13 protein-coding genes are annotated in these 13,930 nt (G+C 69.9%); 11 read left to right on the top strand and 2 right to left on the bottom strand.

All coding sequences use genetic code 11. The features are described from left to right. Entirely contained in the window at nucleotides 1-885 is an 885-nt protein-coding gene (locus AB0D53_RS18835) for a sugar isomerase (protein ID WP_362447527.1), read from the bottom strand. A 185-nt stretch (nucleotides 886-1,070) separates the two neighbouring features. Between AB0D53_RS18835 and AB0D53_RS18830 the strand changes: the two genes are divergently transcribed. After that, nucleotides 1,071-1,871 (top strand): DeoR/GlpR family DNA-binding transcription regulator, encoded by an 801-nt coding sequence (locus AB0D53_RS18830; protein WP_362447524.1) that lies wholly within the window; start codon nucleotides 1,071-1,073, stop codon nucleotides 1,869-1,871. Between the two features lie 25 nt (nucleotides 1,872-1,896). On the opposite strand, the gene AB0D53_RS18825 is transcribed toward AB0D53_RS18830, so the two are convergent. Continuing rightward, the gene (locus AB0D53_RS18825; RefSeq protein WP_362447521.1) at nucleotides 1,897-3,150 is read right to left on the bottom strand and encodes a ricin-type beta-trefoil lectin domain protein; all 1,254 of its coding nucleotides are present in this window, start codon (nucleotides 3,148-3,150) and stop codon (nucleotides 1,897-1,899) included. 467 nt (nucleotides 3,151-3,617) lie between these two features. On the opposite strand from AB0D53_RS18825, the gene AB0D53_RS18820 reads away from it, so the two are divergent. From AB0D53_RS18820 to AB0D53_RS18775, 10 genes are all read left to right on the top strand, one after another. After that, nucleotides 3,618-4,592 (top strand): ABC transporter permease subunit, encoded by a 975-nt coding sequence (locus tag AB0D53_RS18820; RefSeq protein WP_329819914.1) that lies wholly within the window; start codon nucleotides 3,618-3,620, stop codon nucleotides 4,590-4,592. Next, complete coding sequence (locus AB0D53_RS18815) at nucleotides 4,589-5,548, top strand: carbohydrate ABC transporter permease (protein ID WP_329819476.1); 960 nt, start codon at nucleotides 4,589-4,591, stop codon at nucleotides 5,546-5,548. The genes AB0D53_RS18820 and AB0D53_RS18815 overlap by 4 nt, the downstream gene beginning before the upstream one ends. Nucleotides 5,549-5,605: 57 nt before the next feature. Further along, nucleotides 5,606-7,246, top strand: a complete 1,641-nt coding sequence (locus AB0D53_RS18810) for an extracellular solute-binding protein (protein WP_362447517.1) — start codon at nucleotides 5,606-5,608, stop codon at nucleotides 7,244-7,246. Nucleotides 7,247-7,298: 52 nt separating this feature from the next. Continuing rightward, the gene (locus AB0D53_RS18805; protein ID WP_362447514.1) at nucleotides 7,299-8,471 is read left to right on the top strand and encodes a Gfo/Idh/MocA family oxidoreductase; all 1,173 of its coding nucleotides are present in this window, start codon (nucleotides 7,299-7,301) and stop codon (nucleotides 8,469-8,471) included. A 370-nt stretch (nucleotides 8,472-8,841) separates the two neighbouring features. After that, nucleotides 8,842-9,843: an MBL fold metallo-hydrolase gene (locus AB0D53_RS18800; RefSeq protein WP_362447511.1), complete on the top strand. Its 1,002-nt coding sequence runs from the start codon at nucleotides 8,842-8,844 to the stop codon at nucleotides 9,841-9,843. A 62-nt stretch (nucleotides 9,844-9,905) separates the two neighbouring features. Next, entirely contained in the window at nucleotides 9,906-11,270 is a 1,365-nt protein-coding gene (locus tag AB0D53_RS18795; protein ID WP_362447508.1) for an ATP-binding protein, read from the top strand. Next, the gene (locus tag AB0D53_RS18790; RefSeq protein WP_329819483.1) at nucleotides 11,267-11,692 is read left to right on the top strand and encodes a roadblock/LC7 domain-containing protein; all 426 of its coding nucleotides are present in this window, start codon (nucleotides 11,267-11,269) and stop codon (nucleotides 11,690-11,692) included. Before AB0D53_RS18795 ends, AB0D53_RS18790 begins: the two co-directional genes overlap by 4 nt. Continuing rightward, the gene (locus AB0D53_RS18785) at nucleotides 11,689-12,042 is read left to right on the top strand and encodes a DUF742 domain-containing protein (protein ID WP_362447504.1); all 354 of its coding nucleotides are present in this window, start codon (nucleotides 11,689-11,691) and stop codon (nucleotides 12,040-12,042) included. The genes AB0D53_RS18790 and AB0D53_RS18785 overlap by 4 nt, the downstream gene beginning before the upstream one ends. Then, on the top strand, nucleotides 12,020-12,634 hold the full coding sequence (locus tag AB0D53_RS18780; protein WP_362447501.1) for an ATP/GTP-binding protein: 615 nt from the start codon (nucleotides 12,020-12,022) through the stop codon (nucleotides 12,632-12,634). The genes AB0D53_RS18785 and AB0D53_RS18780 overlap by 23 nt, the downstream gene beginning before the upstream one ends. Then, nucleotides 12,631-13,905 (top strand): cytochrome P450, encoded by a 1,275-nt coding sequence (locus AB0D53_RS18775; protein ID WP_362447498.1) that lies wholly within the window; start codon nucleotides 12,631-12,633, stop codon nucleotides 13,903-13,905. The genes AB0D53_RS18780 and AB0D53_RS18775 overlap by 4 nt, the downstream gene beginning before the upstream one ends. The last annotated feature ends 25 nt before the right edge of the window (nucleotides 13,906-13,930 follow it).

The raw sequence follows: 13,930 nt of genomic DNA, 5'->3' as shown, positions 1-13,930 counted from the left end.
TCAGGCGTCCGTGAGCACGACCGAGCGGGTCAGGTGGCGGGGGCTGTCCGGGTCCAGACCGCGGGCGGTGGCGCGGGCGATCGCCAGACGCTGCACGCGCACCAGCTCCGCCAGCGGGTCCAGCCCGCTCTCCACCCAGCGGGCACCGGTCGCCAGCACCTGCTCCTCAAGACCCTCGGGGGCGGCGCCGAACATCCAGGTCGCGGTGCCCGAGGTGGCGATGCTGATGGGGCCGTGGCGGTACTCCATCGCGGGGTACGACTCGGTCCAGGACAGCGACGCCTCCTTCATCTTGAGCGCCGCCTCGTTGGCGAGCCCCGCCGTCCAGCCACGGCCGAGGAAGCTGAACTGGGTGCAGTCCACCAGGCCTTCGGGCAGCGGCTCGGCCAGCGCGGTCTCCGCGTCGCGCACCACGTCCTCGGTGTGCAGGCCCAGATGGGCGCGGAGCAGGGTGAGGGCGGTGGTGGCGAACCGGGTCTGCACGACGGACCGCTCGTCGGCGAAGTCGAGCACGACGACATCGTCGGCGGCCGTCATGACCGGGGTGTTCGGGTCCGCGGTGATGGCCACGGTGCGGGTGGCACCACGCAGCCGGTCGAGCAGCTCCAGGACCTCGGTCGTGGTCCCCGAGCGGGTGAGGGCGACGACCCGGTCGTAGCCGCGGCCCAAGGGGAACTCCGAGGCGGCGAAGGCGTCGGACTCGCCCTGACCGGCCCCCTCGCGGAGCGCGGCGTACGCCTGAGCCATGTAGAACGAGGTGCCGCAGCCGACGACCGCGATGCGCTCGCCGGTGGCGGGCAGAGCGGCCGACTGCGTCCGGGCCAGCTCGGCGGCGCGACGCCAGCACTCCGGCTGACTGGCTGTCTCGATCTCGACAAATGACACTTTTGCACTCCGTACTCGTAGTGGGATGCTCGTTTGCGCACGTTATACGCGACCTGCGAGCATTATCAAGCATTCTGTTTGCAGAAGACTTGACTGGGCGGAGCCTTGTGCGACGCTTGCGCGTGTCCGGTGACCGTACCCAAGGGGATGGGTGCCCGAAGCCCGGGTTCGTGAGGAGAGTTGCCTTGTCCAGGGATGCCCGGTGGAACGCGCTGCTGGAGCTTGTCGGTAAGAACGGCCGGGTGGACGTCGAGGACGCCGCCGTCACGCTGGACGTCTCGGCCGCGACCATCCGCCGTGACCTGGATCAGCTCGCCGAGCAGCAGCTGCTCACCCGCACCCGCGGCGGCGCGGTGGCGCACGGTGTCAGTTACGAACTGGCCCTGCGCTACAAGACCGGGCGCCACGCCCCGGAGAAGCAGGCCATCGGCCGCGCGGTCGCCGAACTGGTGGCGGTCGGCGAGGTGGTGGGGCTGACCGGCGGCACGACGCTCACCGAGGTGGCCCGTTCGCTGGCGGTGCGCTCCGACGTCGTCGGCGACAGCGCCGCCCACATGGGCGGCCAGCCGACCCTGACCGTGGTCACCAACGCCCTCAACATCGCCAACGAGCTGGTGATCCGGCCGCAGATCAAGATCGTGGTGACCGGCGGAGTGGCCAGGCCGCAGTCGTACGAGCTGACCGGTCCGCTGGCCAGCGGGGTGCTGGGCGAGATCACGCTGGATGTCGCCGTGCTGGGCGTCAACGCCATCGACACCGAGCGCGGTGCCTACGTCCACCACGAGGGCGAGGCCAGCATCAACCGGCTGCTCGCCCAGCAGGCGCAACGGGTGGTCGTGGCCGCCGACTCCTCGAAGATCGGCAAGCGGGCCTTCGCCCGGGTCTGCGATCTGGGACAGGTCGACTTCCTGGTCACCGACAAGGGGATCACGGCCGAGGCGACCGCCCGCTTCACGGAGGCCGGCGTCACCGTCATCGCCGTGTGAGGTGACGCCGGCCCGTCCGGCGGGGTCAGGCGCGGGGCGCGGTCCACCGCTGATCGGCCCTGCCGGTGCAGTCGCGCAGTTCCACCCGGTGTCCGGTCCCGTTGCCGCCCGGGGCGTACAGGCACCGGCCGGTCGCGTCGTTCACGATCGAGCCGTGCGCGCCGTAGGTCCAGGTCGTCAGCGGTCCGGGCGTGCCCGCACAGGTCGTGATGGTGACCGGGACCTTCTTGCCGCCGCCGGCCGCCCCGGGTGCCGCGGTCAGGCAGAAGTTGTTGACCAGGCGCAGCGTACGGTCGGCGCCGTGCACCCAGCCCTGGTCGGTGCGCCGGTGGCAGGTCTCGACGACGGCGGCCCGGTTCTCGACGGCGGCCAGATCGGCGTCCTCGGCCCATTCGAGCCTGTCCTGGTCCACGCCGTCCACGTCCAGGCAGTTGCCCGCCCGGTCGGTCACCGCGTCCCGGGCGGAGTTCCCGATGCCCAGGACCTGCACGCCGCCGTCGGGGCCGATCGTGCTGGAGACATTGGTGCAGTCGCCGTTGTCCTCCGGCCGGGTGGCGGTGGCGGTGACCCGGGTGCCGTCCGCGGTCGTGGCCTCGGGAAGGCCGAACACGGCCGCGCTGTAGGGCTGCTGCAGACAGGTGGAGCGGCGCATGCTCCACTCGTAGTACTCGACCCAGTCGACCATGCCGGCCGTCCTGATCCCGGTCGCCGGGGTCAGGATGCTGCCCAGCTCGAACGAGGTGTGGGCGGTGGTGTCCTCGACGGTGGCGGTGAACCAGCCGCCGCCCTGCGCGGCCACGTCGAACGTGTAGGTGTGGCCGGCCTTCCACGGCACGTTCATCCGGCAGCTGTAGCCGGTGCCCTCGCCGCCGAAGTCCTGGCACCAACTGCCCTTGCTGCCCGGCCTGGCCCGGTCCACGTCCCACACGGAGAAGAGGAACATCTGGTCCTCGCCCCCGTTGTCCTGCATGCCGATGTAGCCGCCGCTGCCCTTGTCGAAGCCGAACTGGTGCGACCAGAAGGTGTGCGAGGTGAAGCCGGGGTCGGCGGTGACCGTGGTACTCCACGTCACGGACGACAGGTCGGGCGTCCCGGCGGGGAAGGTGTAGTGCGTGTACGTGCCGGGGGTGTCCCCCCAGCCGTTCTCGTCGGCCTCCGCCGTGGCGGCCGTGGACAGGGCGATGCCGGCGGCAAGAGCCAGTGCGGCGACGGCACTTCCGGCGATACGGCCGATACGGCCGAGCCTGCCGGATCCGGACCTGGACATGCGAGAGCTCATACGGGTCTCCCAGCCTCTGCTTGAGAATGTTGAATTCTGTGCTCATCGACACAAGATCGAGCACGAGGACGCATCCTGGATGGCGATCAACCGGCTGGCAAGAGGTTCGGTGATCAACATCGAACCTCTTTCGTGTCCCCGCTGCACCCTCGTCGAGCCCTCTCCGGGCTCTCCCTTTGCCTCCTTCATGCCTCTGACGTGCCCGATTGCGGGTTTCTGCGAGGCTGAAGGCGACCTCGGGCAAGGCTTTTCAATGTCCTTAGATGTTCGTTACCTGCGTGAAATGAACAACTCTTGCCATCGGGGTGCATGTCGTGAACCATGTGGCTGTCGCCGCGAGGGAGCAACGGCCGCACTGTCACCGGTGCGTGTCGCAGTCGTGATCGCGGGACACTCCCTTTGCTCCATCAGCCCTGGAGGTGCCTGTGACGATGGCAGATGCGCCGGTCTCGGCCGTGCGGTCGCCTGTGCCGCAGCCCCGTGACCCTGACGACCCGGATCGCTCCGGCGGGAAGAAGCGCAAGGACATACGCGTACGACTACCGCTCCGGCACCGTCTCAAGCGGGACAGATCACTTCTGCTCTTCTGCCTGCCGGGCGTCCTGTACTTCGCGCTCTTCTTCTACCTGCCGCTCGCGGGCAACGTCATCGCCTTCCAGGACTACCAGCCGTTCCTGGGTTTCAAGCAGAGCCCGTTCGTCGGTCTCGCGAACTTCACGGCGCTGCTCTCCGAGCCGGAGTTCTGGAGCGCGGTCTCCAACACGCTGCAGATCACCGCGATCCAGCTGGTGCTCTACTTCCCGGCCCCGATCGCGCTGGCGCTGCTGCTGAACTCGCTCATCAGCGAGAAGATCAAGCGGTTCATCCAGACCGTCGTGTACCTCCCGCACTTCCTGTCCTGGGTCGTGGTGGTCGCGATGTTCAAGCAGGTGCTCGGCGGTGCGGGATCAGTCACCACGCTGCTGATGGAGCACGGGGTCAACATCGGCAATGTGATGACCGACCCCGGTACCTTCAAACTGCTGATCACCGCCCAGGCCATCTGGAAGGACTGCGGCTGGGGGACGATCATCTTCCTGGCGTCCATCGCCTCGATCGACATGGGCCAGTACGAGTCCGCCGCCATGGACGGAGCCGGCTGGCTCCGCCGGATCTGGCACATCACCCTGCCGGGCATCCGGCCGGTGATCCTCATGCTGCTGATCCTGCGGCTCGGCGACATCCTCTCGGTCGGCTTCGAGCAGATCATCCTCCAGCGCGACGCGGTCGGCCCGGACGCCTCCGAAGTCATGGACACCTACGTCTACTTCCACGGCGTCATCGACGGCAGCTGGGGAATGAGCACGGCCGCCGGCCTGATGAAGGGCGTCATCGGATTCGCCCTCATCCTCGCCGCCAACAAGCTGGCCCACCGCTTCGGTGAGCAGGGAGTGTACCGATGAGTCAGCAGACCCTCTCGGCGCGGCTGCGCACCGCCCGCCCCGGCGCCCGCGGAGGTGAGCGCCGCCGCCCCTCGTCCGGCCGCCCGCCGTGGATGGAGCGGCCCCACTGGTACGGGCAGGGCGCCAAGGCGGCCGCCCTGGTCGTCCTCACCGTGATCGTGCTCTACCCCTTCCTCCTCGCCATCGGCACCAGCCTCGCCGGGCGGGAGGAGCTCAACGCCAACGGCGGCTACGTCCTGCTGCCCAAGCACCCGACGCTGGAGGCCTACCGGGTCATCCTCTCCGGCGGGGTCGTCACTCAGGCGGCCCTGGTCTCCATCTTCATCACGCTGATCGGCACCGCGCTGAGCCTGGCCTGCACCGTGATGATCGCGTACGGCACCTCGCGGCCCGGCACCGTCCTCGGCAAGCCGATCCTGCTGCTGGTGCTGGGCACCTTCCTCTTCGCGCCCGGCATCATCCCCACGTACCTGGCGGTCCAGCAGTTCAAGATGCTGGACACCTACGCGGCGCTGATCCTCCCCGTACTGCTCAACGCGTTCAACATCGTGGTCGTGCGCTCGTTCTTCCAGAGCATTCCCGAGGAGCTGTACGACGCCGCGCGCATCGACGGCGCGGGCGAGGTGACCGTCCTCTTCAGGATCGTGCTGCCGCTCTCCAAGGCGGTCCTCGCCGTGGTCGGCCTCTTCTACGCGGTCGGGTACTGGAACAGCTTCTTCAACGCGGTGCTCTACCTCAACGACTCCAGCAAGTTCCCCATCCAGGTGATCCTGCGCAGCTACGTGCTCAACGGCCAGAGCATCAACGCGCAGGCCATGGGCGTGCACGCGATCCCGCCGGCGACCTCCTTGCAGATGGCCGTGCTGATCATCGCCATCGTGCCCATCTTCTGCGTCTACCCCTTCCTGCAGAAGTTCTTCGTCAAGGGCGTCCTCACCGGGGCGATCAAGGGCTGATCCGCCCGCCCGGACATCCCGTCGCCCCACGCACTTCACATATTCCAAGGAGCACCCATGTCCACCAACATGTCCAGGCGCGGTTTCATGGGCGCGGCGGGGATCGCCGGCCTGACCGTGGCCGGTCTGACGTCCCTGACCGCGTGCGGCAGCGGGGCCACCATCAGCAAGGGCGGTGCCAAGGCGTCCGCCAAGCTGAAGCTCCCGTCGTACGTCCCCGCGCAGACCGCCCCCGCGGACCTCGCCGGCAACGCGGCCGGGCTGGACGCCACGTATCTGCGCTACCCGAAGAAGCTGACCAGATCCGTGGCCAAGGCGCCCGGCGACGGCAGCCGCATCACGGCCCTCACCGAGACGTTCACCACGCCTGCCCCGCCGCAGGGCAAGAACGGCTACTGGCAGGAGCTGAACAAGCGGCTCGGTGCGCAGTTCGACATGACGATCGTCGTCGACCAGGGCGTCGACGCGTACCTCACCAAGTTCAACGCCATGATGGCCAGCGGTGACATTCCCGACCTGGTCTGGTTCCCGCCGAACCAGGGCATCCAGCGCGTGCCCGAACTGCTCGACGCCAAGTTCCACGACCTCACGCCGTACCTGTCCGGCGACGCGGTCAAGAAGTACCCGAACCTGGCCAACCTGCCGACCACCGCGTGGAAGACCGCCGTGATCAACGGCAAGATCCGCGGCGTCACCGTCGCCTACGGCTCCATGGGCCAGGTCTACGTCGTCAACGAGGACTACTGGAAGCCGGTCGGCGGTGCCGAGTTCAGCAGCGCCGAGGACTTCCTCGCCAAGGGCAAGGAGCTTCTCGACGCCAAGCGCAACAAGTACGTCCTGGAACCGGCGTACGTGAACCACGTCGGCATGTTCGGCCAGTGGTTCGGTGCCCCCAGCGGCTGGCGCCTGGAGGGCGGCAAGCTGACGCACATGTATGAGACCGAGGAGTACCAGGAGGCCCTGGCGTTCGGCGTCAAGGTCGCCAAGGCCGGTCTCTTCTGGCCCGACCCCAACCTTTCCACCGTCATGGAGAAGATGGCCCAGGGCACGCTGGGCGCCTATGTGCAGTCCTTCCCCAGCTTCCTGGTCGACGTCAAGAACTACGACTTCCCGTTCGGCATCATCAAGCCGTTCGCCGCCAAGCCCGGCGCGCAGCCGCGCTACAGCATGGGATACGGATCCGTCGGCTACACCGCCATCAACAAGAAGGCCGACGACAAGCGGGTCAAGATGCTGCTGGGCGTGCTCGACTACCTGGCCGCGCCCTTCGGCACCGAGGAGCGGCTCTTCCTCGACAACGGCATCGAGGGCACGCACTTCACCCGTTCGTCGGGCGGTGACATCAAGCTCACGCCGAAGGGGAACGCGGAGGCCGTCACCACCGCCATGCCGCTCGCCTTCCTGGCCGCCGGTCCCGAGTACATCTACCTGCCGGGCAAGTCGGAGCTGGCCGGGCGGATCCACGGCTGGCAGCAGGAACTCCTCAAGATCAACCAGACCAACCCGACGAGCGGCCACTTCTCCGACACGTCCACCAGCAAGAGTGCCTCCCTCACCACCGCGATGAGCGACTGCCAGAAGGACATCATCGCGGGCCGCAAGCCGATCTCCGCCTACAAGGAGGAGCTGCGCAAGTGGCGCTCCGGCGGCGGCGACAAGATGCGCGCCGAGTTCGAGGCCTCGATCGCCGGCAAGTAACCGCAGTCAGTAGTCTCCGCCCGCACCACCCGTACAGACAGAAGGGACCCCCGTGTCAGACCTGCGACTCGGCGTCATCGGGCTCGGCCTGCGCCGTTCCATCGCGACGTCCGCCCACCACCCCGGACAGGGTTCGGCGATCACCGCCGTCTGCGACCTCGACCCCGAGGTGCGCCGGCGCGAGGCCGAGCGCTTCGGCACCGATGTCGCCGTCGAGGACTACAAGGTGCTCCTCGGCCGGGACGACCTCGACGCGATCATCGTCGCGACCCCGGACGACACCCACGAGACCATCGCCATCGACGCGCTGCGGGCCGGGAAGGCCGTCTTCGTCGAGAAGCCGCTCGGGATCACCGTCGAGAGCTGCGACAACATCCTGCGCGCCGCCTACGAGACCGGGACCCGGCTGTACGTCGGGCACAACATGCGTCACATGGGCGTCGTGCGACTGATGCGCGACATCATCGCCCGCGGCGACATCGGCGAGCCCAAGGCCGTGTGGGTGCGGCACTTCGTCGGCTACGGCGGTGACTACTACTTCAAGGACTGGCACGCCGACCGGACCCGCACCACGGGTCTGCTGCTCCAGAAGGCCGCGCACGACATCGACGTCCTGCACTGGCTGGCCGGCGGCTACACCCGCCGCGTCAACGCGCTCGGCGACCTCCTCGTCTACGGTGACCTGCCGCGCCGCGAGGCGGACACCCCGCGCCCGGCGAACTGGCTGCGCGAGTTCGACTGGCCGCCGACGGCCCGCAAGGACCTGCACCATGTCGTGGACGTCGAGGACGTCTCGGTCATGAACATGCAGCTGGACAACGGCGTCGTGGCCGCCTACCAGCAGTGCCACTTCACGCCCGACTACTGGCGGAACTACACCGTCATCGGCACCGAGGGCCGGCTGGAGAACTTCGGTGACGGCCCCGGTGACGAGGTCAGGGTCTGGAACACCGGCCCCAGCGGATACCGCGCCGAGGCCGACATCACCTACCGGGTGCCGGAGGCCAAGGGCTCGCACGGCGGCGGGGACGGCCGGATCATGGAGGAGTTCTGCCGGTTCGTGCGCGACGGGGGTGTCACCGACACCTCGCCGGTGGCCGCCCGGATGAGCGTCGCCGCCGGTGTGCTCGCGACCCGTTCCCTGCGCGAGGGCGGTGCCCCCTTCGAGGTGCCGGCCCTCGACCCGGAGCTGATCGCCTACTTCGAGGGCGGGCAGGTCCGCTAGGCCGGTCCCGCGACCGCCATGACCGGCGCGTCCGACGTCCCGGTCCGATGCTCGGGAGACCTCCGGGGACAGTGCCTTCCGGCACTGTCCCCGGAGGTCTCTGTGCACCTATTTTCGGCCATGCTCGGTGGGTAATCGGCTCATTCCGGTTTGGCGGCACTCCGGCGGGGGCTCGACGCGACGCGTGACACCGTCGGGTGAATTGGGGAAGGTTGTCCGGAAGGTGGCGGGTGAGGGTGGAGCATGTCGGTTTCGCAGGGTCACCATGCCCTCGGAATCAGGGTGTGTGAGCGATCAGTTTGCGCCAACAGGATCTCGGGGTGGCCGGGTTCGAACGCGTGGCCGGAATTCGGTCGGCATAATCGCGTCCATGTCGATCACGGGTGGAGACGTCGTTGACCTGGGGCAGGGGCTGTACGCATGGCTCCCGCCGAAACGGGGCTGGGGGCTGGCCAACTGCGGTCTGCTCGTCTCGCCCCGCGGTGCGCTCTGGATCGACACCCCGTACGACGCCGTGCTGGCCGGCCAGTTCCTGGCCGAATCCACCAAGCGGCTGCCCGACGGCGTCGGCATCGACCGGGTGATCGTCACCCATGCGAACGGCGACCACTTCTGGGGCGCGGGCGTGCTTCCGGACGCGGAGATCATCGCCACCCGCGAGGCCCGTGAGCACATCCACTACGAACCCACGCCGAAGCAGCAGCACGCCCTCGTCGCCGCGGGCGATCCGGCCACCCCGCTCGGTGGTTACCTGGCCCGGCACTTCGGCCCCTTCGACTGGTCGCAGACCGAACCGGTGATGCCGACCACCTACTTCACCGGCGAGCTCGAACTGACGCTGGGGGAGTACCCGGTCCGGATCTCCGCGCTGCCGTCCGCGCACACCACCGGCGACCTGATGGTCCATCTGCCGGCGCAGGGAGCCGTCTTCACCGGGGACATCATCTTCTCCTCCACCCCGCAGCAGCCGGGCGACCACCCGGTCCACTGGGCGGGCCCGCTGAGCAACCTGATCTCGGCCTGCGAACGGGTGCTGGCCACCGGTGCCGAGACCGTCGTCCCGGGACACGGACCGCTCCTCGACCGGGCCGGGGTCCGCGACCACATCGTGTACCTGGAGTACGTACGCGAGCGCGCCCACGCCTTCCACGCGGCGGGGATTCCCGCCGTCGAGGCCGCCCGCCGGGTCATCGGCGAGGGACGCTACCCGGAACTGGGCCTTCCCGAACGGCTGGTGGTGACCATCGGCAGCGAGTACCGGCAGCTCGACGGCTCCGAACTGCCCGGCGTGCTCCAGGTGATGACCGAGGTCGCCGTGGTCGCTCAAGAACTGGAGGGGCCGCATGAGCCGGCCCGCCCCGCGCAGCAGTAGGCGGGGCTCCTGCCACCGCTTCGGCCGGCAGACCGACCCGACGACAGAAACGCGGTGACGGCATGGGATGGATAGTGGCGGTGATCGCCGTCGCCGCCGCCGTGGCGGCGGCGGTCCGCGCACAGAACGCGGCGCGCGCCGAGAACATCGCGCTGGCCCGCGCCGAGCTGGCCGAACGTCAGTCGAAGGCCGCCGACGCCCGTACCGCGGCCCTCACCGACGAGATCCGCCAGCTGGCCCGCAACCGGATACCCGCCGCCGCGCTCGCCCTCTCCCACCCCACCGCCAAGGTCCCCGGACTGCGCGAGGCTGCCGAGGTCGACGGCGATTCCGCGCGGCTGCTCACCGAGGCGGTGCAGGCCGCCCGCAAGGCCGTCGTCGAGGAGCGCGGCCGCGTCGACGCGGCCGCCCGCGCGGCGATGCGCGGCACCTCCGCCAAGATCCAGTCCCTGCTCAACCAGTCCCAGCAACTCCTGCACGAGCTCCAGCACGAGTACGACGACCCGCGGATCCTGCAACTCGACTTCCGCAACGAACTGGCGCTGCGCCGCACCCAGGCCACCGCGGTCCTCTGCGACGCCTGGCCCGGCCTCGCCCGCCAGAACTCGCCGCTCGTCGAGATCGTGCTCGGTGCCCAGTCCCGGGTCGCCGGCTACGAACGCATCAAGGTCGCCAACCACCTGCGCGACGAACGGCTGGCGCTCGTCGCCCGCGCCGCCGAACCCCTCGCCATCGCACTGGCCGAACTCCTGGCCAACGCCACCGCCTACTCGCACCCCGACACCGATGTCCAGGTCACCGTCCAGCAGAGCGGCGGCCGGGGCGCGTTCCTGGTGGTCGACGACGCGGGCATCGGCATGGACGACGACGCGCTCGACCGGGCACGGGCCCTGCTGGCGGGCCCGCCCGAAGTCCTGCTGACCGAGCTGGGCGATCCGCCGCAGACCGGCTTCGCCGTCGTCGGCCGGCTGGTGCTGCAGTACGGCTTCAACTGCCACATCGAGGCATCGCCGTTCGGCGGCATGCGTACGATCCTGCGCGTCCCCGCCCATCTGCTGACCGTGATGGAGGAGGACCGCAGCCTCTCCGCCCTCGTCCCGAAGCCGGTGCAGACGCAGGCCGCCTCCGCCCATCCCGCCCCGACCGAGCAGGAGACCGCCCCTGTGCCGCAACCCGCCGGCGGGGAGGCTGCCGCGCTGCCCAGCCGGCGCCGACGCGCCCCGCGTCCGGCCCGCCCCGCGCCCGCCGACGCGGCCCCGGACCGCGAACAGGTGCCTCGTACACCGGAGCAGGCCGGGGCTTCCTGGGCGGCACTCCAGCAGGGCACCCTCAACGGCAGGAGCGTCGCCGGGCGGCCATCCGCACCGGCACCGGACGACCACGACCACCCGGACGACCGGGACGAGCAAGGAGACGACCTGACGTGAGCGCCCCCACTTCCACCGCCGGTGACCTCGCATGGGTGCTGACCCCGCTGCTGGAGCTGCCCGGAGTCCAGCACGCCGTCGTCGCCACCGGGGACGGCCTCGTCGAGGGCGCGTCGCCCGGCCTGGACCGGGCCTCCGGCGAACGCGTCGCCGCCATGACCGCGACGCTGCACGCCGCGGCACGCGCGTTCACCACGGCGTTCACCGATGTCGAGGCACCGCGCCTGGCCCAGACGGTCGTCGAGTCCGACCAGGGCTTCGCCATCGTCGTACCGGCCGGGAACAACACCACACTCGCCCTGTTCGCGGAACCCGGTGCCAAGCTCGGCGACATCGCGTACCAGATGCAGGTGCAGGTCACCGCCCTGACCCGGGCGATGAACGCACCCGCCCGCCTGCCGGACACCGCCGCCCGGCCATGACCGCCGGTCGGGGGCGCCGTCTGATACCCGCCTATCTGGTCACCGGCGGCCGTACCCGGCCCGCCGGCCCCGCGCTCGACCGGCTCGACGTACTCGTACGCGCCGACGGCGAGCTGCCCCCGGACACCGGCTCGGAACAGCGCAGGCTGTGGGAGCTGCTCGAACCGGGAGCGCTCACCGTCGTCGAGTGCGCGGCCCACCTGGACCTGCCGGTCAGCGCCACCGTCTTCCTGGCCACGGACCTCGCGGCCGCCGGACATCTGCACACCCGACCGCCCATCCCCAGTGCCGGGGAGATCGACCGGTCGCTCGTCGAGAGGCTGCTCGTTGGACTCCGCTCCCTGCACTGACCGCACCGGCGTGGGCTATCTGCCGCCCGCGGCCCGGACCCTGATGAAGCTGGTCGTCACGGGCCCGTTCGGTGTCGGTAAGACCACCCTGATCCGGACGCTGTCGGAGATCGCCACGCTCCACACCGAAGAGGCGATGACCCAGTCCAGCACCCGGCTCGACGACACCGCCGGGCTGCCGGACAAGACCACGACCACCGTCGCCATCGACTTCGGCCGGCTCACCGTCCTGGACGACCTGGTGCTCTACATGTTCGGCACCCCCGGCCAGCAGCGCTTCCTGCCGCTCTGGGAGGACATCGCGCGCGGTGCGCTCGGCGCGCTCGTCCTGGTCGACACCCGCAGGCTCGGCGACTCCTTCGCGGTCATGGACATGGTCGAGGAGCAGGGGCTGCCGTACGCGGTCGCGGTCAACCGCTTCCCGGACGCCCCCGCCCACCCCGACGAGGTCCTGCGCAAGCACCTCGACCTCGCGCCCGGGACCCCGCTCGTGCAGTGCGACGCCCGCGAACGCCGCGGCAGCATCGACGCGCTGATCGCGCTGGCCGAGCACGTGCTCACCCGGATGCCCAGGCCCGAGGACCCGTCATGACACCGTACGCACAGCCGCCGCAGCCCCTCGCCCTGTACGGCCCGGAATTCGCCGCCGACCCGAAAAGCCACTACCGCCGCCTGCGCGAACACGGCCCGCTCGCACCCGTCCGGCTCGCCCCCGGCATCGACGCCCTGCTGGTCACCGACTACCAGGCCGCCGTCGATCTGCTGCGTGACACCCACACCTTCACCAAGGACCCGCGCGCCTGGCAGGCCACCGTCCCCGAGGACTCGCCGGTCCTGCCGATGCTCGGCTACCGGCCCACCGCGCTCTTCAGCGACGGCGATGTGCACGCCCGCTACCGCGACGCCATCAACGACAGCCTCGCCCTGATCGAACCGCACGTCCTGCGGGCCGAGGTCGCCCGGGTCGCCCAGCGGCTCATCGGCGAATTCGCCGCCACCGGAAACGGCGACCTCATCGCCCAGTACGCCCGACGCCTTCCGCTGCATGTCTTCGTCACCTGGTTCGGCGTGGAGCCGGGCGACGGCGAACGCATCGTCAACGGCATCGCGGGCATGTTCAACTCGGCCGAGAACGCCGCCGCCGCGTACGCCGACCTCGTCGAGGTCGTCACCGCGCTGGTCGCCGACCGGCGCGCCCGGCCGCGCCGCGACCTCACCTCGTACCTCCTCGGCCACCCCGCGAATCTCGACAACGACGAGACTGTGCGTCAGATCACCCTCATCATGAGCGCGGGCCACGATCCGACCACGAATCTGATCGGCAACGCGCTGCTGCACATGCTCACCGACGCCCGCTACGCCGGTTCGCTGCACGGGGGCGCGATGACGGCGCACGAGGCGATCGACGAGGTCCTCTGGCAGGACCCCCCGCTGGCCAATCTCTCGGCCCACTACCCGCGGCGCGACACCGAGTTCCACGGCGTGCGGCTGCGCGCCGGACAGCTCCTCCTGGTCTCCTACGCCGCGGCCAACACCCGTTCCACACCTGCTCCTTCGGACCTCGCGATCCGCTCCGGGGCCAGTGCCCACCTCGCCTGGTCCGCGGGTCCGCACCGGTGCCCGGCGAAGCAGCCGGCGCTGCTCATCGCCATGACCGCGATCGAGCAGCTCACCAGTCAGCTGTGCGACGCGGAACTGGCCGTTCCGGTCGATGGGCTGAAGTGGCGTCCGGGCCCCTTCCACCGTGCGCTGGTCCGGCTTCCGGTACGGTTCACCCCCGTCGACATGAGCGCGGAAGCGCACCGGCTCAGGGCCGCCGGGGAAGCCGCGGACGAGGCGCCGGCGGTGTCGATCGGGCCATGAACCGTGTCGGTGGTACGCCGAACGG

It is taken from the genome of Streptomyces sp. NPDC048295, assembly GCF_040652135.1.
GTDB lineage: Bacteria > Actinomycetota > Actinomycetes > Streptomycetales > Streptomycetaceae > Streptomyces.
The sequence above is the reverse complement of the archived record's forward strand: the minus strand, read 5'-3'. Positions and strand labels throughout refer to the sequence as shown.